This is a genomic window from Rhodobacter capsulatus (assembly GCF_005144475.1).
GTDB lineage: Bacteria > Pseudomonadota > Alphaproteobacteria > Rhodobacterales > Rhodobacteraceae > Rhodobacter > Rhodobacter capsulatus_C.
This window is the reverse complement of the sequence record NZ_SWJZ01000041.1, coordinates 20,349-42,263: the sequence shown is the minus strand read 5'-3', so window position 1 is coordinate 42,263 and position 21,915 is coordinate 20,349. Positions and strand designations below refer to the sequence as shown.

The window sequence follows — 21,915 nt, the reverse complement described above, 5'->3', positions numbered from 1 at the left end:
CTCTGCGGCAACTTCGGCTAGATCGGGGCGGCGGGGCCAAGCCCGCCCAAGACCGAGGATGCCATGCCTGCCGAAGACCCTGCCACCGCCGATCTGATCCGCCGTCTGGACGCGCCCGATGCGCCGCTGCCGCTTGTGCAGGCGCTGGCGCAGGATTTCGCCACCGGGCGGTTTCCCGACCCGGAACTGGCGTTGAACGGGCTGCGCGCGGCCTTGGCGGCGGCGGCGGAAACCGCCGCTCTGGCGAGGGAAAACGAGACCCTGCGCGCGGTGGCGGCGCGGAATGCCGCCGGCGATCGCGCCGAGGCCGCCGCGCTGCTGGAGGGCGCTTCCGAGGAGCCCCTGCTGTCGGCCGCGCTTCGGCAGGACCGGATCTGCGCCGCCCCCGAACAGGCCGCCGCGCGGCACATTGCGCGGCTCAAGGCCGCCGCCCCCGCGGGCGGGGTGTTCCGGGCCACGGTCGATCTGCTTTATGAAAAGCTGGAAGCCGGGGAAAAGGCGGGCGATCCCTTTGACATGCTTTTGGCGCTGGAACTGGCCAAGGCGCTTTACAAGCGTGCCAAGGGCGGCGAGCTGGGGCAGGCACAGACGAGCCTTGGCAATTGCCATCAGATCATCGGCCAGTTCCGCCCCGGTCGCAAGCATCTGGACCTTGCGGCCGAGCTGTTCACCGCCGCCGCCAAGGCCGTCGCGCGGACGAAACAGCCGGAAAACTGGGCCTTTTCGCAGCACAATCTGGGCGGCATCCATGAGCTGATCGGCCTGCGCCACCGCGACGGCGCGATGCTGAAAAAGGCGATCAAGGCCTATGCGGCGGTGCTCGAAGTGTTCAATTCGCAAGCCGCGCCGGTGGAATGGGCGAACAGCACGGCGGCGCGGGCGAATGTGCGCGCGGCTTTGGGTCGGATGACCGGGGACAGCACGCTGATCGACACCGCGCTGGCCGATCTTGATGCGGTGCTCGAGGTGCTGAAACAGGCGGATCACCCGGCCGAATGGGCCTCGGCGCTGGCGACGCGGGCACTGGCGCGGCGGCATCTGGCCGAGGTGACGGGCGATGCCGCCCCCCTGCCCGCCGCGATCGCGGAATTCGAGGCGGCGGATGCGGTTCTGGCCGGGCTGGATGCGCCCGCCGAACGGGCGCGGCTGCAGCACAATCTGGGCCTGACGGCGCTGGCCCTGCCCGAGGGCGCGGGGCTTGACCGGGCAGAGCAGGCCTTCGCGGCGGCGCTGGCGCTGGGCCGTCGCGATCACGCCGATTACCGCTGGGCGGAAAGCCTGACCGGGCTGGGCGAAGTGGCGCTTTTGCGCGGCGATACGGCCACGGCAAAGGCGCATCTAACCGAGGCGCAGGCGGTTTTGGCGCTTGATCCGGCCAGCGCCGCGCTGCAACATTGCGCGGCGCTGCTGAAACAGATCGGGGCCTGAAGGGTCAGGCGTTGAACAGGAAGTGCAGCACGTCGCCGTCCTGCACTTCGTAAGTCTTGCCCTCGACGCGGAACTTGCCCGCCTCTTTCGCGCCGCTCTCGCCGCGGTATTGCACGTAATCGTCATAGGCGACGGTTTCGGCGCGGATGAAGCCACGCTCAAAGTCGCCGTGGATGACGCCCGCGGCGGCAGGGGCCAGCGTGCCCTTGCGGATCGTCCAGGCGCGCGCCTCTTTCGGGCCGACGGTGAAATAGGTCTGCAGGCCCAGAAGGTCGTGACCGGCGCGGATCAGCCGATCCAGCCCCGCTTCATGCAGGCCCAGTTCCTCAAGGAACATCGTCGCTTCGTCGGCGGCGAGCTGGCTGATCTCTTCCTCGATCTTCGCCGAAATCACCACCGTCGCCGCGCCGCTTTCCCGCGCCATCTCGGCCACGCGCGCGGATTGCGCATTGCCCGAGGCCGCGTTTTCTTCCTCGACGTTGCAGACGTAAAGCACCGGTTTCGCGGTCAGAAGCTGCAGCATCCCCCAGGCCTTGCGGTCATCTTCGACGATCTTGACCGTGCGCGCCGGGCGGCCCGCTTCCAGCGCCTCTTTCGCGGCGAGCATCAGCCGCGCGTCTTCCTTGGCCTGCTTGTCGCCCGCATTGATCTTGCGCGCGATGTTGTTCAGCCGCTTTTCCAGGCTTTCCAGATCGGCAATCATCAGCTCGGTCTCGATCGTCTCGGCATCGGCCAAGGGATCGACGCGGCCTTCGACATGGGTGACGTCGCCGTCTTCGAAACAGCGCAGCACATGGGCGATGGCGTCGGTCTCGCGGATGTTGGCGAGGAACTGGTTCCCCAGCCCTTCGCCCTTCGAGGCGCCCTTCACGAGGCCCGCGATATCGACAAAGGTCATCCGCGTCGGGATGATCTGCTTTGAGCCTGCAATCTCGGCCAGGGTGTCCAGGCGCGGATCGGGCACGGCCACCTCGCCGACATTCGGCTCGATGGTGCAAAAGGGGAAGTTCGCCGCCTGCGCCGCGGCGGTTTTCGTCAGCGCGTTGAACAGCGTCGATTTGCCGACGTTGGGAAGACCCACGATCCCCATGCGAAAGCCCATGGCACACTCCTGAATTGTTTCGCGCCTCATACGCGGCCCGCGCTGTGCGCGCAAGCTTGCAGGCCGCCAAAGCAGGCCGCGGCCCTTTCGCCATTGATTTTCCGCGCCGCTTCCCGCAAACCCGCACGGACATCCGAAGGGGACCGCCATGACTCGCATCGACGCCAAATTCGCCGCCCTGAAGGCCGAGGGCAAGAAAGCCTTCGTCGCCTATATCATGGCGGGCGACCCGGATCAGGCGACCTCGGCCGAGATCCTGAAAGGCCTGCCCGCGGCGGGGGTGGATGTGATCGAACTGGGCCTGCCCTTCACCGATCCGATGGCCGATGGCACGACGATCCAGCTGGCGGGGCAACGCGCGCTGGAGGGCGGGCAGACGCTGCAGCGGACGCTCGAGATGGTGGCGGCGTTTCGCAAGACCGATGACACGACGCCGATCGTGCTGATGGGCTATTACAACCCGATCTACAATCGCGGCGTTCAGACGTTTCTGAAAGACGCGAAAGAGGCGGGGATCGACGGGCTGATCGTCGTCGATCTGCCGCCCGAAGAGGATGGCGAGCTGTGCATCCCGGCGGCCGAGGCCGGGATCAACTTCATCCGGCTGGCGACGCCGACGACCGATGACAAGCGCCTGCCGAAGGTGCTGCAGAACACCTCGGGATTTGTCTATTACGTGTCGGTCACCGGCATCACCGGCTCGCAAGCCGCGCAGGTGAATGATGTCGCGCCGGAAGTGGCGCGGATCAAGGCGGCGACCGATCTGCCGCTGATCGTCGGTTTCGGCATCGCGACCCCCGAGGCGGCGCGGACGATTGCCGCGGTGGCCGATGGCTGCGTCGTCGGCTCGGCCATCGTCAAGGAGATCGGCGCGGGGAAAAGCCCGGCCGAAGTGCTGACCACCGTCGCGGCGCTGGCCGCGGGCGCGCATTCGGCCTGAGCGCCCCTTCTGCCAAGGCGCGGGGGGCGCTGCCCCCCGTCCTGCGGACTCCCCCCGGGATATTTGCCCCAAGGTGAAAGCAGGCCGCTTTTCGCCCGGCTTTCGCTTGACCAGTTGCTTGCAATCTTCCTGAAAATTGGTAAGTTCACTTGACCACTTGGAGGAGGGACCCCGTGACCGTCATCACCTGCATTGACGATCTGAAGGCATTGCACCGCAAGCGCACGCCGAAGATGTTCTATGATTACTGCGAAAGCGGCTCTTATACCGAGCAGACTTTCCGCGAGAACACGACGGATTTCGCGCAGATCCGGTTGCGGCAGAAGGTGGCGGTGGACATGTCCGGCCGCTCGGTCGCGACCACGATGGCGGGGCAGAAGGTGGCGATGCCGGTCGCCTTGGCGCCGGTCGGACTTCTGGGGATGCAGCGCGCCGATGGCGAGATCAAGGCGGCGCGGGCGGCGGCGAAATTCGGCGTGCCGTTCACGCTTTCGACCATGTCGATCTGTTCGATCGAGGATGTGGCGGCGCAATCCCCCGATCCGTTCTGGTTCCAGCTTTACGTGATGCGCGACGAGGATTTCGTCGATGCGATCCTCGAGCGGGCGAAGACGGCGCGCTGTTCGGCGCTGGTGCTGACGCTGGATCTGCAGATTCTGGGCCAGCGCCACAAGGATCTGAAGAATGGCCTGACCGCGCCGCCGAAGCTGACGCCGGCGAACCTGCTCGACATGGCGACGAAGCTGACCTGGGGCCGCGAGATGCTGGCCACGCCGCGCCGGTTCTTTGGCAATATCGTCGGCCATGCCAAGGGGGTGGGCGATGCGGCCTCGCTGATGAGCTGGACCTCGGAGCAGTTCGACCCCTGTCTGGATTGGAAAAAGATCGCGCGCATCCGCGACCAATGGGGCGGCAAGTTCATCCTGAAAGGCATTCTGGATGCCGAGGACGCCCGCGCCGCCGCCGATTTCGGCGCCGATGCGATCATCGTCTCGAACCATGGCGGGCGGCAGCTCGATGGCGCGCTATCCTCCATCCGCATGCTGCCCGAGATCGTCGCGGCGGTGGGCGACAAGACGGAAGTCTGGCTCGACAGCGGCATCCGCTCGGGTCAGGACATCCTGAAGGCCTTGGCGCTGGGCGCCACGGGCACGATGATCGGCCGCGCCTATGTGCACGGGCTGGGCGCGATGGGCGAGGCGGGGGTGACCCGGGCGCTTGAGGTGATGCGCAAGGAGCTCGACATCTCGATGGCGCTGTGCGGCGAGAAGCGGGTGCAGGATCTGCGCCGCGACAATCTTCTGGTGCCCGAGGGGTTCTTTACCACCTATCGCTGACAGACTGCGGCCCGGGGTGCGCCCGGGCCCTCAGGACCGCCGGATCCGCCTCAGCGCCCAAAGCCCGGGCAGGATCGCCGCAAGGATCAGCGCCACCGCGACAAAGGCCGCGCGCAGACCGAAGCCCTGCGCGAGCGCCCCCATCACCACCGGACCGATGAAGAAGCCGGTGAAGCCGATCATCCAGGCGCGCGAAATCGCCAAGGCGCGCTCTGAAGGCGCAACCCGTTGCCCCAGAAGCGAATTGGCCGAGGGCACGACGACCGCGACGCCCATGCCGATCATGCCGATGCCCAGAACGGCAAGCGCCTGCACCGGGGCCGCAGCGGTGACGAGCGCGCCAAGGCAGCCCAGCACCGCGGACAGCGCCACCAGACGCGCCTCGCCCAGCCGCGCGGCCAGCAGTTGCCCGCCAAAGCGCCCCGCCGCCATCGTCAGGCCGAGCATCGCCGGGCCAAAGGCGCCCTCGCCCGGGGCACCGCCCAGATTGCGCTCGATATGCAGCGCCGACCAGGTCTCGGTGGCGTTCTCGGCGACGAAAGCCGCGAACAGGATCGCCGCCGCCGCCAGCGCCGCGGCCCAGGGCGTGCGGGCGGCGGCCTTGGCCTCGGCGTCCTCGGCACTGGCGGGCGCCCGCCGCGCCTCGAGCATCGCCGCGGCCATCGCGACAAGGACAAGCGCCAGCACCGGCTGCACCGCCTCGGGCGCAAGGCCCGCCCGCCGCGCCATCCCGGCCAGAAGCGCCGAGACCGCAAAGCCCGCCGAAAACAGCGCATGGTTCCAGTTCATCAGCGGCAGGCCGGTGTCGTGCTCCAGCTCGGAAATCCGCACATTCGCCGCCAGATCAAGGCTCGACATCGCCACGCCCATGACGACCAGCGCCAGCGCAAGCGTCGGACCCGACTGGATGAGAAGCGGCATCAGCGCCGCGAGCGCCAGAAACGCCCCGGCCAGCGGCAGGATGCGCAGGCCAAGCCAGCGGCCGATCTGCGGCGCCAGCGCCATCGCCGCCATGCCCCCCACCGCCGAGCCCAGCAAGAGCACGCCGAAAAGCCCGTCCTCGACCCCCGCGCGCATCTTGAATTCGGGCATCTGCGCCGCGAAAGCGCCCCAGAACACCCCCAGCGCACAAAGCCCGATCCCCGTCGCCCGGCTGACCCGGGCCACCTGCCGCAATGCCATTCCCGTCCCCTCAAACCGCTTTGAAACCGGGTAACACAGCCTGCGGCCCGCGCCCACTCCCCGGGGGGCAGGCATCGGCACGGTTTCGCCGGGGCTGTTACCAAAGCGTGATGAAACCCCTGCAAAACAAGGCGCGAATCTTCTGGACAAGCGCGGGCTTCCGCTTTACTTCCACGCGCTCATGGGCCCCACCCTTGGAGGGGGCCCCATTTTGCATTGGAGATACGCAAATGGCGAAAGAGATCGAAACTCTCGTAGCCGAGGTGCGCACGGGGACGGGCAAGGGGGCCGCTCGCGCAGCACGTCGTGAGGGCAAGGTTCCCGGGATCGTTTATGGCGACGGCAAGGAGCCGCTGGCCATCAACCTCGACTACAACAAGCTGCTGACCCGCCTGCGCAAGGGTCGGTTCCTGTCGACGCTGTTCAACCTGCACATCGACGGGCAGGACGACGTCCGCGTGATCTGCCGCGGCGTGCAGAAAGACGTGGTGAAGGATCTTCCGACCCACATCGACTTCATGCGCACCCACCGCGCCTCGCGCATCAACCTGTTCATCCACGTGAACTTCGACAACGCCGAAGCCTCGCCGGGGCTGAAGCGTGGCGGCACCCTGACCATCGTGCGTCCGGAAGTCGAACTCGAAGTGCTCGCCGGGGACATTCCGGATCACATCACCGTCGACCTGACCGGCCGCAACATCGGCGACGTGATCCACATCCAGGACATCCCGCTGCCGGAAGGCTGCAAGCCCACGATCGACCGCAACTTCGTCGTTGCCAATATCGCTGCGCCCTCGGGCCTCGTTTCGGCCGATCACGCCGAAGAGTGATCCTTTCCGCAAGGAAACGGGAAACGCCGGGCCTTTGCCCGGCGTTTCACTTTGAGCCTCCGGCGGGGATATTTATGGCAAGATAAATCGGCCCCCCTTTATCTTGCCATAAATATCCCGGGGGTGCGGGGGCTGGCCCCCGCCCGCTCGGGCCGGGACGCGCGACAGGAGCGATGCGATGCAACTTTGGGTCGGCCTTGGCAATCCGGGGGCGAAATATGCCGCGAACCGGCACAACATCGGCTTCATGGCGGTCGACCGCATCGCCGCCGATCACGGCTTCGCGCCTTGGAAAAAGGCGTTTCAAGGCCATGTGAGCGAGGGCCGCTTCGGCGCGACCCGGGTGATCCTCCTCAAGCCCGAGACCTTCATGAACCTCTCGGGCCAGTCGGTGCGGGCGGCGGCGGATTTCTACAAGATCCCGGTCGAGGCGATCACCGTCTTTCACGACGAGCTTGACCTTGCCCCCGGAAAGCTGCGGCTGAAGCAGGGCGGCGGCCATGCGGGCCACAACGGGCTGCGCTCGATCCATCAGCACATGGGCGAGGCCTATGCGCGGGTCCGGCTTGGCATCGGCCATCCCGGCGACAAGGACCGGGTGGCGGGCTATGTGCTGAGCGATTTTGCCAAGGCCGAGGCGGTCTGGCTGGACGATCTGATGCGGGGGATCTCGGACGGCGCGGCGGTGCTGGCTGCGGGCGACGGGGCGAAATTCCTCAATGCGGTGGCGCTGCGCACGGCGCCGCCGCGGCCCTCGACCGGAACCAGACCGGGGGGCACTCCGGCCCCGGCCGCAAAGCCGACCCCCGCCGCCGAGCCCGACACGCGAAGCCCGATCGAGAAGCTGGCAGATCGCTTCAAGCGCTGATCGCGGCGGCCCGCGCCCGGCTCAGGCAGAGATCCGTGCCGCCATGCCCTTGCGGCGGCCCTTGAGCACCGACAAACTGGCGGTCATCACCTCGATATGCCGGGCGTCGGGGCCGGGCCGGTTCGTCGCCTGCATGTCCTGCGCGCCCATCGTCTTGCGGATCGCCTCCATCCGCGCGAGATGCTTGGCGAAATGTGCCTCCACCCCGCCATCAAGGGCGATTTCGCGGCGGATCAGATCGACCGCCGCATCAAAGGGCAGCGCCGCGACCTCGGGCAGATGGGCGAGGGTGTCATGCGGGTCCAGATCGGCCCAATCGTCGAACATCGAGCCGATATCGCACAGCATCACCGCGCCGCGGTCGGTCACCACCAGTTCGGGACGTTCGAACAGGAAGCGATACAGAACCGCCTTCGGCCCCGGGTTCACCGTGGTCACCTGCGGCAGCAGTCCCATCACCTTGGCGGGCACCAGCAGCAGGCTTTTGCCCAGTTCGCGCGCCGCCAGATCGCTTTGCAACAGCAGGCATTGCTCGGGCGCGACGAAGCGATTGCGCAGATTGCCAAACAGACCCGCAGGCAGGTTGAGCGGCCAGAACCGATGCGGCATCGGATGGCGCAACCGCGCCAGCGGGAACCGCTCGACCGTCACCACCGGGGCCAGACCGCCGGTGAAGGTCCGCATCTTCTCGCCTTCAAGGATCGACGACACCCGGCGCAACCCGCGCGAGGTCTGCAGCACGGTTTCGCCATAGAACCCCTGCGCCAGATCGAGAAACTCGTCCGTGCGCCGCATGTTCTGCCCCGTCGTCGCCATGCGGTCATCGAAATGAAACACATCGGCGAACGTATCCCGAAACATAGTCATCTTGCGCCCTCCATCTCCCACCGAGTCCAGTCTGGGACAAGAATGTTAAGGCGCCGTTGACGAAATCCGAAAAGCAGGTGTGAAATGTATCTAATCAACCGGGGCTTGCAAAAAAGAAGATGCGCCCGAAAGGGCGCATCGGCAGACAGGCGGGACGGACCGCTCACTGATCCAGGAAGCTGCGCAACTTCCGCGACCGGCTCGGATGTTTCAGCTTGCGCAGCGCCTTCGCCTCGATCTGCCGGATCCGTTCGCGGGTCACGCTGAACTGCTGGCCGACCTCTTCCAGCGTGTGATCGGTATTCATGCCGATGCCGAAGCGCATCCGCAGCACCCGTTCCTCGCGCGGCGTGAGCGAGGCCAGAACCCGCGTCGTGGTTTCCTTGAGGTTTTCCTGAATCGCGGAATCCAGCGGCAGGATCGCGTTCTTGTCCTCGATGAAATCGCCCAGCTGGCTGTCTTCCTCGTCGCCGATCGGCGTTTCAAGGCTGATCGGCTCCTTGGCGATCTTCATCACCTTGCGGACCTTTTCCAGCGGCATCTGCAGCTTTTCGGCCAGCTCTTCCGGCGTCGGCTCGCGGCCGATTTCATGCAGCATCTGCCGCCCGGTCCGCACCAGCTTGTTGATCGTCTCGATCATGTGCACCGGAATCCGGATCGTCCGGGCCTGATCGGCGATCGAGCGGGTGATCGCCTGCCGGATCCACCAGGTCGCATAGGTCGAGAACTTGTAGCCGCGGCGGTATTCGAACTTGTCCACCGCCTTCATCAGACCGATATTGCCTTCCTGAATGAGGTCAAGGAATTGCAGCCCGCGGTTGGTGTATTTCTTGGCGATCGAGATCACGAGACGCAGGTTCGCCTCGACCATTTCCTTCTTCGCCTGCCGGGCCTCTTTCTCGCCCTTCTGCACCTGGTTCACGATGCGGCGGAATTCCGAGATGTCGACGCCGACATATTGGCCGACCTGCGCCATTTCCGAGCGCAGATCCTCCAGCTTGTCGCGGCTTTTCTCGAACAGCGTCGTCCAGGCGCGGGCGGGTTTCGCCGCCATCCGGTCCATCCAGGTCGGATCAAGTTCATAGCCGCGATATTCGTCGATGAACTCGCGCCGGTTGATCCGCGCGGCATCGGCCAGCTTCACCATGCCAGAGTCGATCGACATGATCTTGCGGTTGATGCCGTAAAGCTGGTCGATCAGCGCCTCGATCCGGTTGTTGTGCAGATGCAGCTCGTTGACCAGCAGCACGATTTCCGAACGCAGCTTCTGATAGGCGGCCTCTTCGGCGACGGTGAAGGTGCCGTCCTCGTTCAGCGTCGCCGACATCCGCAGATCCTGCATCTCGGCGAGCTTGGCATAGTCGCGCGCGATCAGTTCCAGCGTCTCGAGCACCTTCGGCTTGAGCGCGGCCTCCATCGCGGCAAGGCTCATGTTCGAGCTGTCGTCGTCGTCCTCTTCCTCGTCGATGCGCGAGATCGGGTTGCCGTCGGCGTCATATTCGGGCTCGTCCGAGGCCGGACGGCGCGGCGCGGCGGCGGCCCCTTCGGCGCCCTCCAGATCCAGCCCCTCGACGACCGGGCCTTCGATCCCCTCCATGCCTTCCAGACCCTCGTCGCCATCGAGCGAGCGGCCGAAAGTGGCTTCAAGGTCGATCACGTCGCGCAGCAGGATTTCTTCGGACAGAAGTTCGTCGCGCCAGATCGTGATCGCCTGGAAGGTCAGCGGGCTTTCGCACAGCCCGGCGATCATCGTGTTGCGGCCGGCCTCGATGCGCTTGGCGATGGCGATCTCGCCCTCGCGCGAGAGCAGCTCGACCGAGCCCATCTCGCGCAGATACATCCGCACCGGGTCGTCGGTGCGGTCGAGCGTCTCGCCCGCCGCGCCCGCCACCGCGATCTCGCGCGAGCCGGAGCCGGTCTCGACGACCTCGCCGCCTTCGCTTTCCTCGACTTCCTCGCCCTCGACGACGTTGATGCCCATTTCGGACAGCATCGACATCACATCCTCGATCTGCTCGCCCGAGACCGTTTCGGGCGGCATCACCGCGTTGAGCTGGTCGATGGTGATGTAGCCGCGTTCCTTCGCCTCGCCGATCATCCGCTTGACGGCGGCCTGGCTCATGTCAAAGGAAGCGTCCTCGTCGGCGGCGGTGTCGGGCTTGGTGTCGTCGATGTCCTTGGCGGCCATGGGCGCTCCTCGTCGGGCTGCATCGGGGCTGCGCACGGGGTGGCGCGCAGCGGGTCGAATCGTTTCTCGCCGTTTTATCGAATCACGGCGACGAATCACAGGGGCGAATCAAAGGCGGAAATTCTCACCCGCCGCCGTGCTTGTCGAGCAGGGACTGCAGGAAATGTGACATCGCGGCCCGGTCCTCGCCAAGGTCGCTGCTGTCTTCAAGTTTCGACTTTCCGGCACGGTGAAAGGCTTTCGTCGCTTGGCTGATCCGCCAGGTCACGCCCTCGTCGGCCAGGCCTTCAAGAGCTTCCACGGCTTCTTCGGTTTCCGCCCGCACCGCCCGCGTCGCCTGCAACTTGGCCAGTTCCTCGGCCAGACACATGCGGGCAAAGTCACCGTCGTCGCGGCGCAGCACCGGAGGGGCGGAGCGCACATGGGGATGCGACATCAGGGTTTCAAGCACCCCCGGGTTTTCGCGCGCCAAAGCTTCGGCCAAAGCCGCGGGCGGCCGGTCGGCCTGCATCAGCATCGTGTCGCGCAGCGTGGCAACGCCGGGATCGGACAGGCGCAGCCGCTCGATCTGGCTTTCGAATTCGGCGACCAGCGCGGGATGGGCGCAGAGGATCGCCATGATCATCGTCTCGCGCAGCTGTTCGGCCACCGCCTCGCTGCCCGCCGAGGCCAGAAGCGAGGCCCGGGTGGCCGAAAGCGGCAGGGCGGGCGGCTTCGCGCCGCGGGGGCCCGCGCCCGGGTTGCGCGGCATGGTCCAGCGCGGCGCCTGCCCGCCGCGGGCCAGACCGAACAGATCTTCGCGCAGCCGCTTGATATCCTCGCCGTAATGGGCGCGGATCGAGGGATCGGCGATCTTCTTGAGCGCCGCGCGCAGGGTCTTGTCGAGCGCCGCCTTGCGTTCGGGGCTGTCGAAGACCTTGCCCTCGGTTTCGCGCTGCCAGAGCAGATCGACCATCGGCCTGGCGCTGGCCAGAACCTTTTCCATCGCCTCGCGGCCCTCGGCCTTGATCAGCTCGTCCGGATCCTGCCCGCCGGGCAGGATGGCAAAGCGCAAGGCCTTGCCCGCTTCCAGCAGCGGCAGGGCCAGATCGACCAGCCGCAGCCCGGCGCGCAGCCCGGCCGCATCGCCATCAAGCGCGATCAGCGGCTCGTCGGCGATGCGCCACATCAGTTTCAGCTGGTCTTCGGTGATCGCCGTACCAAGCGGCGCGACGGCGCCGGTGAAGCCCGCCTCGACCAGCGCGATCACATCGACATAGCCCTCGGCGACGATCAGCGGCTTGCCCTTGCCGCAGGCCTCGCGCGCGGGGCCAAGGTTGTAAAGATTGCGGCCCTTGTCGAAGAGCTCGGTTTCCGGGCCGTTGAGGTATTTCGCCCGCGCATTCGGGTCCATCGCCCGACCACCGAGCGAAATCGCCCGCCCCCGCGCGTCGCGAATCGGAAAGATGATCCGGCCGCGGAAGCGGTCATAGGGGGCGCCGCCGTCGTCGGGGCGGATGCACAGCCCCGCATCGACGATCAGATCCGGGGCGATGCCCTTGCCGGTCAGGGCCTGAAACAGGCCGTTGCGGCTGTCGGGGGCAAAGCCGATCTCGAAACGTTCGAGCGCCGAGGCCCCGAGCCGCCTGCGCGCCAGATAATCCCGCGCGCCCGCCCCCGCCTGGGTGTTCAGCTGCAGCCGGAACCACTTCACCGCCTCTTCCATCACCCGCACCAGTTCGGTGCGCCGGTCGGCCTTTTGCGCCGCCTGCGGATCGCGGGCGGGCATCACCATGCCTGCTTCGCGCGCCAGGATCTCCACCGCCTCGATGAAGCCGACGTTTTCGGTTTCCTTCACGAAGCCGACGGCGTCGCCCTTGGCGTGGCAGCCGAAGCAGTAATAGAAGCCCTTGCGGTCATCGACGTGGAACGAGGCCGACTTTTCGGTGTGGAACGGACAGGGCGCCCAGAAATCGCCCTTGGCGCGGTTCGACTTGCGCGGATCCCAGATCACCTTGCGGCCGACCACCTGCGACAGCGGCAGGCGGTTGCGCAATTCGTCAAGGAAACCGGGAGGCAGGGACATGGCACCTATATCGGGATTTGAAACGCCGGTGTCGAGAGGCCCAAGGCCGAATCATTACGCCTGACAGATTAACATCTCCCTAACGGCGGCGAGAAAATCGCTGTTCCCCGGAAACATTGTCCCGATCGGGGCGACACCGCCACCGCCGCCGCGCAGAGTGTCTCAAATCCCTGCACAATCAACGCCCTGCGCCACCGATGCGCCACATTTCCGCCCGGTTCCGGCGCAAGAAGAAAGATGGAACAGTCCCCCCTGCGCGAGTCGGGGGCGGGACGGGCACCGGATCGGAGACACGCGATGAAACTGGGCAGTCGGGACGGGAAGGCTCGGGGCGGGAAGGCCTGGGGCGGCGGAATGCTGCGTCGGCTGGTGCGCAACGAGGAGGGCGCCCTGATCATCCTGTCGCTGCAGATCTTCCTGTTCATGCTGATCACCACCGGGATCGCGATCGATCTGGTCCGGGTCGAGGAACGCCGCACGCTGATCCAGAACACCATCGACCGGGCGGTGCTGGCCGCCGCCTCGCTGACGCAAAAACGCGACCCGAAGCTGGTGGTGAAGGATTACCTGACCAAGGCCGGGCTGGACTACATCGCCAATGATTCGTCCTTCAACCCGAAGGTCGAAGGCAGCATCGCGCTGGGATGGCGGCGCGTCACCGTCGAGGTGGACGATGACATGCCGACGATCTTCGGGCCGCTGCTCGGGGTGAACAGCCTTGCCGCCACCGGCGACACCCAGGCGATGCAGGCGGTCGGCAACGTCGAGATCTCGCTCGTGCTCGACCTGTCGGGCTCGATGACGGAATACGTCAAGGACGACCCTTCCTGCACCCGAAGCTGCACGAAGTCGAAGACCCGGTTCCAGCACCTGCAGGTCGCGGCGAAAACCTTCATCAACACGGTCTTCGCCTCGTCGAATGACGGCGTGGCCGCCGGACGCACCAGTGTCAGCGTCGTGCCCTATTCCACGAATGTCTATCTGGGCTCGGAAATGCAGGCAGGCTACACCCTGTCGAGTGATTTCAGCGTCACCGGAAGCGGCTTCGCGATGCCGCAATGCGCCGATTTCGTGGCTGGCGACTACAACACGATGCAGATCGACGGCGCCGGGCCGCTGACCCGGACGATGTACGGCAGTTCCTATAGATACGCCGACAGCCTCTCGACCGTCGTCAGCAACGGTTCGACCTCGAACAATCCCTCGCAGGATTGGCACAATTGCATGAACAGCCCGCAGAACCGCGTGATTCCGCTGTCCAGCGACCCGAAATTTCTGGCCGCCGACACCACGGGCCTCATCGACAAGCTGACCGCGGGCGGCTGGACCTCGATCGACGTCGGCACCAAATGGGGCCTGGCGCTGCTCGACCCTTCGGCACGGGATGAAGTCGCCAAGATGACCTCGGTCAGCAGCGCTTTCCGGGAAACCAAGCCGCGCCCGATCGACTATGACGGCGACACGATGAAGGTGCTGGTGCTGATGACCGACGGCGCGAACACCGCCAACTTCTCGACCCTGCCGGGCTATCGCACCGGCGCTTCGGGGATCATGTCGACCCTCGGGGTCAACAGCCTCGGCAGCTTCGGCCCCTCGGCCACGACGGCAAGCGGGATCTATTATTACGACGCCTCGAAAACCAGCGCGCCCTATTACAAATACGAGACCGGCACCTGGGTCGCGCGCAGTGCGATCACCAAGACCACCTCGGAACAGCAGGTCCAGACCGCGACCTGCACGCAATACAAGAACGCCTACGGCCAATGGAAATGGAACAGCTGCTCGGTGGGTACCAGCGACTGCACGATGACCAGCTCCACCTCGTCCCAGCGCACCTACACCTGCAGGAAGACCGTCACCGTCAGTGTCACCACCGAAGCGCCGATCTATGACGTGAGCTATGATTATCTCTACCAGACGAAAAACTGGAACCTGAACACCGTGGCGGGGCTTGTCGGCAAGGCCTATGCCCGCAGCGCCGGGGCGCAATATGACCTGATGGCGAATGCCGTCTACGATACCGGCGTCAAGGACGCGCGGACGAAGAAGCTTTGCGACATGGCGAAGGGCAAGGGGGTCTACATTTTCTCCGTCGCCGCCGATGCCCCGAGCGAGGGCAAGGCGCTGCTGGAATACTGCTCCAGCGGGCCGAGCTACTATTACGCGGTTCAGGGCAGCAACCTGTCGACGGCCTTCGCCTCGATCGCCGCCTCGATCTCCTCCTTGCGGCTGACGAACTGAGGCCCGCGATGACACACCTGCGCCTCAGCTTGCGGCCATTCCGGGGGATCGGTGCCCGGCTGCGCTCCGAAGAGGGGGCGGCCTCGATCCCGGCCGTGTTCTGGATGCCGTTCTTCGTGATGATGATGGTGGCCTCGGTCGAGCTGTGCGTGCTGGGCGTCCGGCAGACCCTGCTGGATCGCGGCGTCGATCTGACCACGCGGATCCTGCGGCTGGGCGTGGCCGAGATGCCGAGCCACGACCAGCTCAAGCGCTCGATCTGCGGCAACATCGCCTTCCTGCCCGATTGCATGGAGGATCTGACCGTCGAGGTGTTTCAGGTCGACAGGACCACGTGGTCCTCGGATATCAACGGCCGGGGCGTGCTCTGTTCCGATGCGATCACCGAAACCGAAACGCCGGTCATTCAACCCGGCGTCTCGGGCCAGCTGATGATCCTGCGCGCCTGTCTGCGCGTCGCGCCGATGGAGACGCTCAACCCGCTGTCGCGGGCCTTGGCCCATGATATCGGCGACAAATACGCCCTGATCGCGACCACCGCCTTTGTCAACGAACCGCAGTAGGGCCCGCCATGACCGCAGCTTCCGCAGTTCAGAACGATTGGTGCCGAACCGGCGAGGCCCGGCCATGCTGATGCGGCGTCTGCGCAAGCTCCTGCGCGAGGAGCGCGGCTCGATCCCGATCGAAGGGGTGATGGGCGCCCTGCTCATCCTGGGCTGGTATGCGATCGCGTTTCAGTTCCTCGACGCCTTCCGCACCAAGTCCGAGGCGCTGAAGGCCAGCTACACGATCGCCGACATGATCTCGCGCGAGGAGGCGCCGATCGGGCCCACCTACATGGCGGGGGCCAAGCGGATGCTGGATTTCATGCTGAACAGCGATGCCAGCCGCAGCTGGCTTCGGGTCACCATCATCTATTGCCCCAGCGACAACAACGCCAATACCGTGATCGATTGCGACGGGAACGGCAACAAGTTCGCGCTGGAAAAATCCTGGGCCACGGCGCTGACCCCGGTGCACACGGTCACCACGATCAATGCGGAAAAAGACCGGATCCCGCTGATGTCCGAGGGGGATTACGCGGTGATTCTGGAAACCTCGCTCAGCTACAACCCGATCTTCGACATCGGCCAGAAATCCCTGACGCTGGACGGCGGGAACACCTGGACACGTCAGGGCCTGTCCTCGCAGCTCCGGTTTTCGAATTTCATCATCACCCGCTCGCGCGGGGTGCGCAACACCTGGAGCGACGCCAGCTGATCCGGCCCCCGGCGCTCAGGCGCCGACCGCCTTGCGCACCATGTCCCAATAGATCGTCTCGATCCTCTCGCGGCTCAGCCGCCCGCCCTCGCGATACCAGGTATTGACCCCGGTCAGCATCGCGATGATCGCCAGGCTCGCCAGTTTCGTGTCGGGCAGGGCAAAGACCCCCTCGGCCTGACCGGCCTGCAAGATCGTCTCCAGCTCGGTCTCATAGGCCCGGCGCAGCGCCTCGATGACGGCGAAATTCCCCTCCGAGAGATTGCGCAGCTCCATGTAGCTGAGGAACACCGCCTCGGCCCGGGGCAGGTTGTGACGGATGTGAAAGCGCACGAAGGTTTCCAGCCGCGCCAGCGCCCCCGGCCCGCGCGGCGCCGCGGCCCAGGCGGCCAAAAGCTCGTCCATATGCGTCTTCAGCAGCTCGAAGAGCAGCGCTTCCTTGTCGGGGGTATACAGATAAAGCGCCCCCGCCTGCACCCCCACCGCCGCCGCGATCTGCCGCATCGAGACCGCGGCAAAGCCGTGCCGGGCAAACAGCCGGCTGGCCTCGGCGCGGATGCGCGGCCCGGTGATTTCGGAATGAGACCCTGTCTTGCGTGCCATGCGCCCAGATTATCTGAACACATGTTCAATATCAAACCGGCTCTGGCGGCGGACGGCCGGGCTCCTTATGCTGGCGCGACATCACCCGGAGCCCCCATGCTGCGCCCTGCCCTGATCCTGCCGCTTGCCCTTGCCGCCTGTTCGGCCGCGCCCGGGGTGGATTTCCCGAACCTGGTGCCCGCCGAGACGCTTCTGGTCGAGGAACCGCTCTCGCCCTCGCCCGCGCCGGGGCTCGAGGCCCGGGCCGAAGCCCTGCGCGCCCGCGCCGAGGCCCTGCGCGCCGAGACCCCGTGACGCAAGCCGCGCGTTGCTTTGCGCGCCGCGAAAGGCTAACAGGGCGCATCTGATCGCCAACTGCATGAGGTTCCCATGACCGCCGCCGCCGCTCAACCGCTTCGCCTTGGCATCGCGGGGCTTGGCACCGTCGGCATTGGCGTGGTGAAGATCGTGCAGCGTCACGCCGATCTGCTGGCTGCGCGCAGCGGGCGCCCGGTGGAGATCACCGCCGTTTCCGCCCGCGACCGCAGCAAGAACCGCGATGCCGATCTGTCGGGCTACGCCTGGGAAACCGACCCGGTGGCGCTGGCTTTGCGCGACGATGTCGATGTGCTGGTCGAGGTGATGGGCGGCCACGAAGGCGCGGCCCGCGACGCGACCGAGGCCGCGCTGAAGGCGGGCAAGGATGTCGTCACCGCGAACAAGGCGCTTTTGGCGCATCACGGTCAGGCTTTGGCCGAACTCGCCGAGGGTCTGGGCCGGGTGATCCGCTTTGAAGCCGCCGTCGCGGGCGGCATTCCGGTGATCAAGGCGCTGACCGAGGGGCTGGCGGGCAACCAGATCCGCCGCGTCATGGGCGTGATGAACGGCACCTGCAACTACATCCTGACGCGGATGGAAACCGCGGGCCTGCCCTATGAGACGGTCTTCGAAGAAGCCCGGCAACTGGGCTATCTGGAAGCCGACCCGCAACTGGATGTGGGCGGCATCGACGCGGGCCACAAGCTCTCGATCCTCGCCGCGATCGCCTTTGGCACCAGGGTCAGCTTTGCCAATGTCGTGCTGGAAGGCATCGGCTGCATCTCGATCGACGACATCCGCCGCGCCGGTGACATGGGCTACAAGATCAAGCTTTTGGGCGTGGCGCAGATGACCGGCCGGGGCCTCGAACAACGGATGATGCCCTGCCTTGTGCCCGCGGCCTCGCCGCTGGGCCAGCTGCAGGGCGGCACCAACATGGTGGTGATCGAGGGCGACTCGGTCGGCCAGATCGTCTTGCGCGGCGCGGGGGCGGGCGAAGGCCCGACGGCTTCGGCGGTGATGGGCGACGTGCTCGACATCGCGCGCGGGCTGCGCCTGCCGACCTTCGGGCAACCGGCGGCAAGCCTGGCCGATCCGATCCCGGCCGCGGTTTCGGCCCCCGCGCCCTATTACCTGCGCCTTGAGCTGATGGACAAACCCGGCGCGCTGGCCAAGGTCGCCGCCGTGCTGGGCGAGGCGGGCGTCTCGATTTCCCGCATGCGCCAATACGGCCACGAGGACACCTCGGCCCCGGTGCTGATCGTGACGCACAAGACCACCCGCGATGCGATCGACGTGGCGATCGCGGCCCTGCCCGCCACCGGCGTCGTGCTGGGCGATCCGGTGGCGCTTCGGATCGAAGAAGTCTGACCGGACCCGCCCCGGCGCGGTGCATCTGCGCACCGACCCGGGCGGGGATCCGCCACCGCTCTCGACAGATTGAACGTGGTTTCAGATCGTTAGCGCTGTCAGACTTGTCAAGGCGGCGCGTCTCTGGCCTAGCTGTGCCAACCCAAACGCACAGGAACTGCCATGACCACCCCCACCGATTTCAATGATCGCCTGCTGTCGCTCGGCCTTGCGCGCGTCTCCGAAGCCGCGGCCCATGCCTCGGCCCGGCTGATCGGCCACGGCGACGAAAAGGCCGCCGACCAGGCCGCCGTGAACGCGATGCGCGAGCAGCTCAACATCCTCGACATCCGCGGCGTCGTGGTGATCGGCGAGGGCGAGCGCGACGAGGCGCCGATGCTGTTTATCGGCGAGGAAGTCGGCACCGGCGAAGGCCCGGCGGTGGATATCGCGCTTGACCCGCTCGAAGGCACGACGCTGACGGCGAAAGACATGCCGAACGCGCTGACGGTGATCGCGATGGCGCCGCGCGGCACGCTGCTGCACGCGCCCGACGTCTACATGGAAAAGCTGGCGATCGGGCCGGGGTTCGAAACGGACGTCGTCAGCCTCGACATGTCGCCGTCCGAGCGCATCCATGCGCTGGCCAAGGCCAAGGGCTGCGCGGCGCATGACATCACCTGCTGCATCCTGGAACGTCCGCGCCACGAAGAGCTGATCGCCGAGGTCCGCGCCACCGGCGCCTCGATCCGGCTGATCACCGATGGCGACGTCGCGGGCATCATCCACTGCGCCGAACCCGACGTGACCGGCATCGACATCTACATGGGCTCGGGCGGCGCGCCGGAAGGCGTTCTGGCGGCCTCGGCGCTCAAATGCATGGGCGGGCAGATGTGGGGCAAGCTCTTGTTCCGCAACGACGACGAACGCGGCCGGGCGAAAAAGGCCGGGATCACCGATCTCGACAAGATCTATGCCCGCGACGACATGGTCCGCGCCGACGTGATCTTCGCCGCGACCGGGGTGACGAACGGCTCGATCCTGCATGGCGTCAAGCGCAACCCGAAATTCATCGAGACCGAAACGATCCTGATGCGCTCGAAAACCGGCTCGGTGCGCCGGGTGATCTATCGCAACCCGATCCGCTGACCCCGGCCGTGGGGGGCTGTCTGCCCCCCACACCCCCCGAGGATATTTCGGCCAAGGTGAAAGCAGATCCGTTTCACCTTGGCCGAAATATCCCGGGGGTGAATTTGCCGTCAGGCAAAGAGGGGGCGGCGCCCCCGTCCGCCCGCCACTGGCGGGCGTTGCGGTTTTTCGCTAGAGCTGCGCCATGAGCAGTTTTCTCGATGTCGATACGTCGCTGACCGGACGGCGCTGGGTCGGCCCCAGCCTGGAAGCCGACCGTCTGGCCGAGGCGATGGCGCAAGCGACCCGTCTGCCCTTGCCGCTCGCCCGGGTTCTGGTCGCCCGCGGCGTGACGCCCGAGGAGGCGGCGGGGTTTCTGGAACCGACCCTGCGCGATCTGCTGCCCGATCCGCAGCGGCTGAAGGACATGGAAAAGGCCGCGGCGCGGTTTTTGCGGGCGGTGAAGAGCCGCGAGAAGATTGCGATCTTTGCCGATTACGATGTCGATGGCGGCGCCTCGGCGGCGCTGCTGATCTGCTGGCTGCGCGCCTTCAACCAGACCGCCACGCTTTATATTCCCGACCGCATCGACGAGGGCTACGGCCCGAACGTCCCCGCGATGCAGGCGCTTGGCCGCGATCACGGGCTGATCGTCTGCGTCGATTGCGGCACGCTCAGCCATGAGCCCGTCGCGGCCGCCGCCCCTGCCGATGTGGTCATCCTTGATCACCATCTGGGCGGCGAGACCCTGCCGCCCGCGGCAGCCTGCGTGAACCCGAACCGGCAGGACGAGACCGGCGATCTGGGCCATCTTTGTGCCGCTTCGGTGGTGTTCCTGATGCTGGTGGAAGCGAACCGGCAGCTGCGCGCCGAGGGCGTCAAGGGCCCCGATCTGATGGCGATGCTCGATCTGGTGGCGCTGGCGACGGTGGCCGATGTGGCGCCGCTGCTGGGCGTCAACCGGGCGCTGGTGCGGCAGGGCCTCAAGGTCATGGCCCGGCGCGAGCGGCCGGGGCTGGTGGCGCTGTCCGACGTTGCCCGGCTCGACAAGGCGCCGACCGCCTATCACCTTGGCTTTCTGTTCGGGCCGCGCGTCAATGCGGGTGGACGCATCGGCGCGGCCGATCTGGGCGCGCGCCTGCTTGCGACCGACACCGCGACCGAGGCGACCGCGCTGGCCGAGCGGCTCGATCGGCTGAACACCGAGCGGCGCGAGATCGAGAACCGCGTCCGCGACGCCGCGCTGGCGCAGGCGGAGGCCCGGGGGCTGGACGGCCCGCTCGTCTGGGCCGCGGGCGCGGGCTGGCATCCGGGCGTCGTCGGCATCGTCGCCGCCCGGCTCAAGGAGGCGACGAACCGCCCCGCCGTGGTGATCGGGCTTGATGGCGGCATCGGCAAGGGCTCGGCGCGCTCGGTGGCGGGCGTCGATCTTGGCGCCGCGGTGCAGCGCGTCGCGGCCGAGGGGCTGCTGATCAAGGGCGGCGGGCACCGCATGGCCGCGGGTCTGACGGTGGCCGAGGCGCAGCTGGAGCCCGCGATGGCGCGGCTCTCCGAGCTTCTGGCGCGGCAGGGCGCGGGGGCGGGCGGCCCGGCGGATCTGCGGCTGGACGGGCTCTTGATGCCCGGGGCGGCGACACCCGCGCTGATCGAGGATCTCGACCGCGCCGGTCCCTATGGTCAGGCGGCGCCCTCGCCGCGCTTCGCCTTTGCCTCGATGGCGATCCTGAACGCCCGGCGGATCGGCGAAAGCCACCTGCGGCTCAGTTTCGGCGACGGGCTTGGCGCGAAGCTCGACGCGATCGCCTTTGGCGCTTTCGATGGTCCGCTGGGCCCGGCCCTGTCCGCAGGAGGGGCGGGCCGGTTTCATCTGGCGGGCAAGCTGGAACTGGACAGCTGGGGCGGCCGGTCCAAGGTGCAACTGCGCCTTGATGATGCGGCGCGGGCCTGACCCTGCCGCTTCAACCCCCTGTTTTCCTGTTCTTTTTGAAGTTTTTTCCGGGATCGCGCAGAAAGTTTGGAAAAACTGCAAAATCCCTCTTGCGAGTCACCGGCGCCTGGCCTAAACACCCCTCACGCCGCGCAGCACAGCGCTGAAGCGGCAACGGTGGTCCGTTCGTCTATCGGTTAGGACACCAGGTTTTCAACCTGGGAAGAGGGGTTCGACTCCCCTACGGACTGCCAAATCTACCCCCCAAACATCGCCGCGATGACTTGCTTCCCCGAAGCAAG

Annotated in this window: 18 protein-coding genes and 1 tRNA gene; 13 read left to right on the top strand and 6 right to left on the bottom strand. The window is 66.6% G+C overall.

The features are described 5' to 3' along the window. Positions 1-63 precede the first annotated feature (63 nt). A complete protein-coding gene (locus FBT96_RS10455; protein WP_136906392.1) occupies positions 64-1,428 on the top strand; it encodes a hypothetical protein in 1,365 nt (454 codons plus the stop codon). Between the two features lie 4 nt (positions 1,429-1,432). Here the strand turns inward: FBT96_RS10455 and ychF are convergent, their stop codons facing one another. Then, positions 1,433-2,530, bottom strand: a complete 1,098-nt coding sequence (ychF, locus tag FBT96_RS10450) for a redox-regulated ATPase YchF (protein WP_136906390.1) — start codon at positions 2,528-2,530, stop codon at positions 1,433-1,435. 148 nt (positions 2,531-2,678) lie between these two features. Here ychF and trpA point away from each other — a divergent pair, with 148 nt between their 5' ends. Both trpA and FBT96_RS10440 read left to right on the top strand, forming a co-directional pair. Continuing rightward, entirely contained in the window at positions 2,679-3,470 is a 792-nt protein-coding gene (gene trpA / locus FBT96_RS10445) for a tryptophan synthase subunit alpha (protein WP_136906388.1), read from the top strand. A gap of 173 nt (positions 3,471-3,643) precedes the next feature. Beyond that, on the top strand, positions 3,644-4,807 hold the full coding sequence (locus FBT96_RS10440; protein ID WP_136906386.1) for an alpha-hydroxy acid oxidase: 1,164 nt from the start codon (positions 3,644-3,646) through the stop codon (positions 4,805-4,807). Between the two features lie 30 nt (positions 4,808-4,837). On the opposite strand, the gene FBT96_RS10435 is transcribed toward FBT96_RS10440, so the two are convergent. After that, complete coding sequence (locus FBT96_RS10435; protein ID WP_169583377.1) at positions 4,838-5,989, bottom strand: MFS transporter; 1,152 nt, start codon at positions 5,987-5,989, stop codon at positions 4,838-4,840. A gap of 230 nt (positions 5,990-6,219) precedes the next feature. Here FBT96_RS10435 and FBT96_RS10430 point away from each other — a divergent pair, with 230 nt between their 5' ends. Both FBT96_RS10430 and pth read left to right on the top strand, forming a co-directional pair. Then, a complete protein-coding gene (locus tag FBT96_RS10430; RefSeq protein ID WP_136906382.1) occupies positions 6,220-6,819 on the top strand; it encodes a 50S ribosomal protein L25/general stress protein Ctc in 600 nt (199 codons plus the stop codon). Between the two features lie 178 nt (positions 6,820-6,997). Continuing rightward, entirely contained in the window at positions 6,998-7,687 is a 690-nt protein-coding gene (pth, locus tag FBT96_RS10425; protein WP_136906380.1) for an aminoacyl-tRNA hydrolase, read from the top strand. A gap of 21 nt (positions 7,688-7,708) precedes the next feature. Here pth and FBT96_RS10420 read toward each other — a convergent pair whose 3' ends face one another. The 3 genes from FBT96_RS10420 to dnaG form a co-directional block, all read right to left on the bottom strand. Then, positions 7,709-8,554, bottom strand: a complete 846-nt coding sequence (locus FBT96_RS10420) for a Hint domain-containing protein (protein ID WP_136906378.1) — start codon at positions 8,552-8,554, stop codon at positions 7,709-7,711. A 163-nt stretch (positions 8,555-8,717) separates the two neighbouring features. After that, a complete protein-coding gene (gene rpoD / locus FBT96_RS10415) occupies positions 8,718-10,742 on the bottom strand; it encodes an RNA polymerase sigma factor RpoD (protein ID WP_136906376.1) in 2,025 nt (674 codons plus the stop codon). A gap of 124 nt (positions 10,743-10,866) precedes the next feature. Next, positions 10,867-12,807: a DNA primase gene (dnaG, locus tag FBT96_RS10410; protein WP_136906374.1), complete on the bottom strand. Its 1,941-nt coding sequence runs from the start codon at positions 12,805-12,807 to the stop codon at positions 10,867-10,869. A gap of 354 nt (positions 12,808-13,161) precedes the next feature. On the opposite strand from dnaG, the gene FBT96_RS10405 reads away from it, so the two are divergent. From FBT96_RS10405 to FBT96_RS10395, 3 genes are all read left to right on the top strand, one after another. Further along, entirely contained in the window at positions 13,162-15,048 is a 1,887-nt protein-coding gene (locus tag FBT96_RS10405; protein WP_136906372.1) for a TadE/TadG family type IV pilus assembly protein, read from the top strand. An 8-nt stretch (positions 15,049-15,056) separates the two neighbouring features. Further along, positions 15,057-15,611 (top strand): TadE/TadG family type IV pilus assembly protein, encoded by a 555-nt coding sequence (locus FBT96_RS10400; protein ID WP_136906370.1) that lies wholly within the window; start codon positions 15,057-15,059, stop codon positions 15,609-15,611. A gap of 64 nt (positions 15,612-15,675) precedes the next feature. After that, the gene (locus tag FBT96_RS10395; RefSeq protein WP_136906368.1) at positions 15,676-16,308 is read left to right on the top strand and encodes a hypothetical protein; all 633 of its coding nucleotides are present in this window, start codon (positions 15,676-15,678) and stop codon (positions 16,306-16,308) included. Positions 16,309-16,323: 15 nt separating this feature from the next. Here the strand turns inward: FBT96_RS10395 and FBT96_RS10390 are convergent, their stop codons facing one another. After that, positions 16,324-16,911 carry a TetR/AcrR family transcriptional regulator gene (locus FBT96_RS10390; RefSeq protein WP_136906366.1) on the bottom strand — a complete coding sequence of 196 codons (588 nt, stop codon included), beginning with the start codon at positions 16,909-16,911 and terminating at the stop codon, positions 16,324-16,326. 96 nt (positions 16,912-17,007) lie between these two features. Here FBT96_RS10390 and FBT96_RS10385 point away from each other — a divergent pair, with 96 nt between their 5' ends. The 5 genes from FBT96_RS10385 to FBT96_RS10365 all read left to right on the top strand — a co-directional run bounded on the left by FBT96_RS10385 (position 17,008) and on the right by FBT96_RS10365 (position 21,867). After that, positions 17,008-17,205, top strand: coding sequence for a hypothetical protein (locus tag FBT96_RS10385; protein ID WP_136906364.1), 198 nt, complete (start codon positions 17,008-17,010; stop codon positions 17,203-17,205). 75 nt (positions 17,206-17,280) lie between these two features. Continuing rightward, the gene (locus tag FBT96_RS10380; protein WP_136906362.1) at positions 17,281-18,579 is read left to right on the top strand and encodes a homoserine dehydrogenase; all 1,299 of its coding nucleotides are present in this window, start codon (positions 17,281-17,283) and stop codon (positions 18,577-18,579) included. Between the two features lie 162 nt (positions 18,580-18,741). Beyond that, complete coding sequence (gene glpX / locus FBT96_RS10375; RefSeq protein WP_136906360.1) at positions 18,742-19,707, top strand: class II fructose-bisphosphatase; 966 nt, start codon at positions 18,742-18,744, stop codon at positions 19,705-19,707. A gap of 184 nt (positions 19,708-19,891) precedes the next feature. Continuing rightward, positions 19,892-21,634: a single-stranded-DNA-specific exonuclease RecJ gene (recJ, locus tag FBT96_RS10370; protein ID WP_136906358.1), complete on the top strand. Its 1,743-nt coding sequence runs from the start codon at positions 19,892-19,894 to the stop codon at positions 21,632-21,634. A gap of 158 nt (positions 21,635-21,792) precedes the next feature. Then, a tRNA-Glu gene (locus FBT96_RS10365) sits at positions 21,793-21,867 on the top strand. Positions 21,868-21,915: the final 48 nt, after the last annotated feature.

Coding starts and splice junctions, on each gene's coding strand:
- FBT96_RS10405 (WP_136906372.1), top strand. CDS start 13,162: ATGCTGCGTCGGCTGGTGCGCAACGAGGAGGGCGCCCTGATCATCCTG.
- ychF (WP_136906390.1), bottom strand. CDS start 2,530: ATGGGCTTTCGCATGGGGATCGTGGGTCTTCCCAACGTCGGCAAATCG.
- FBT96_RS10455 (WP_136906392.1), top strand. CDS start 64: ATGCCTGCCGAAGACCCTGCCACCGCCGATCTGATCCGCCGTCTGGAC.
- trpA (WP_136906388.1), top strand. CDS start 2,679: ATGACTCGCATCGACGCCAAATTCGCCGCCCTGAAGGCCGAGGGCAAG.
- FBT96_RS10380 (WP_136906362.1), top strand. CDS start 17,281: ATGACCGCCGCCGCCGCTCAACCGCTTCGCCTTGGCATCGCGGGGCTT.
- FBT96_RS10400 (WP_136906370.1), top strand. CDS start 15,057: ATGACACACCTGCGCCTCAGCTTGCGGCCATTCCGGGGGATCGGTGCC.
- FBT96_RS10420 (WP_136906378.1), bottom strand. CDS start 8,554: ATGACTATGTTTCGGGATACGTTCGCCGATGTGTTTCATTTCGATGAC.
- FBT96_RS10430 (WP_136906382.1), top strand. CDS start 6,220: ATGGCGAAAGAGATCGAAACTCTCGTAGCCGAGGTGCGCACGGGGACG.
- FBT96_RS10390 (WP_136906366.1), bottom strand. CDS start 16,911: ATGGCACGCAAGACAGGGTCTCATTCCGAAATCACCGGGCCGCGCATC.
- FBT96_RS10435 (WP_169583377.1), bottom strand. CDS start 5,989: ATGGCATTGCGGCAGGTGGCCCGGGTCAGCCGGGCGACGGGGATCGGG.
- recJ (WP_136906358.1), top strand. CDS start 19,892: ATGAGCAGTTTTCTCGATGTCGATACGTCGCTGACCGGACGGCGCTGG.
- pth (WP_136906380.1), top strand. CDS start 6,998: ATGCAACTTTGGGTCGGCCTTGGCAATCCGGGGGCGAAATATGCCGCG.
- rpoD (WP_136906376.1), bottom strand. CDS start 10,742: ATGGCCGCCAAGGACATCGACGACACCAAGCCCGACACCGCCGCCGAC.
- FBT96_RS10385 (WP_136906364.1), top strand. CDS start 17,008: ATGCTGCGCCCTGCCCTGATCCTGCCGCTTGCCCTTGCCGCCTGTTCG.
- FBT96_RS10395 (WP_136906368.1), top strand. CDS start 15,676: ATGCTGATGCGGCGTCTGCGCAAGCTCCTGCGCGAGGAGCGCGGCTCG.
- glpX (WP_136906360.1), top strand. CDS start 18,742: ATGACCACCCCCACCGATTTCAATGATCGCCTGCTGTCGCTCGGCCTT.
- dnaG (WP_136906374.1), bottom strand. CDS start 12,807: ATGTCCCTGCCTCCCGGTTTCCTTGACGAATTGCGCAACCGCCTGCCG.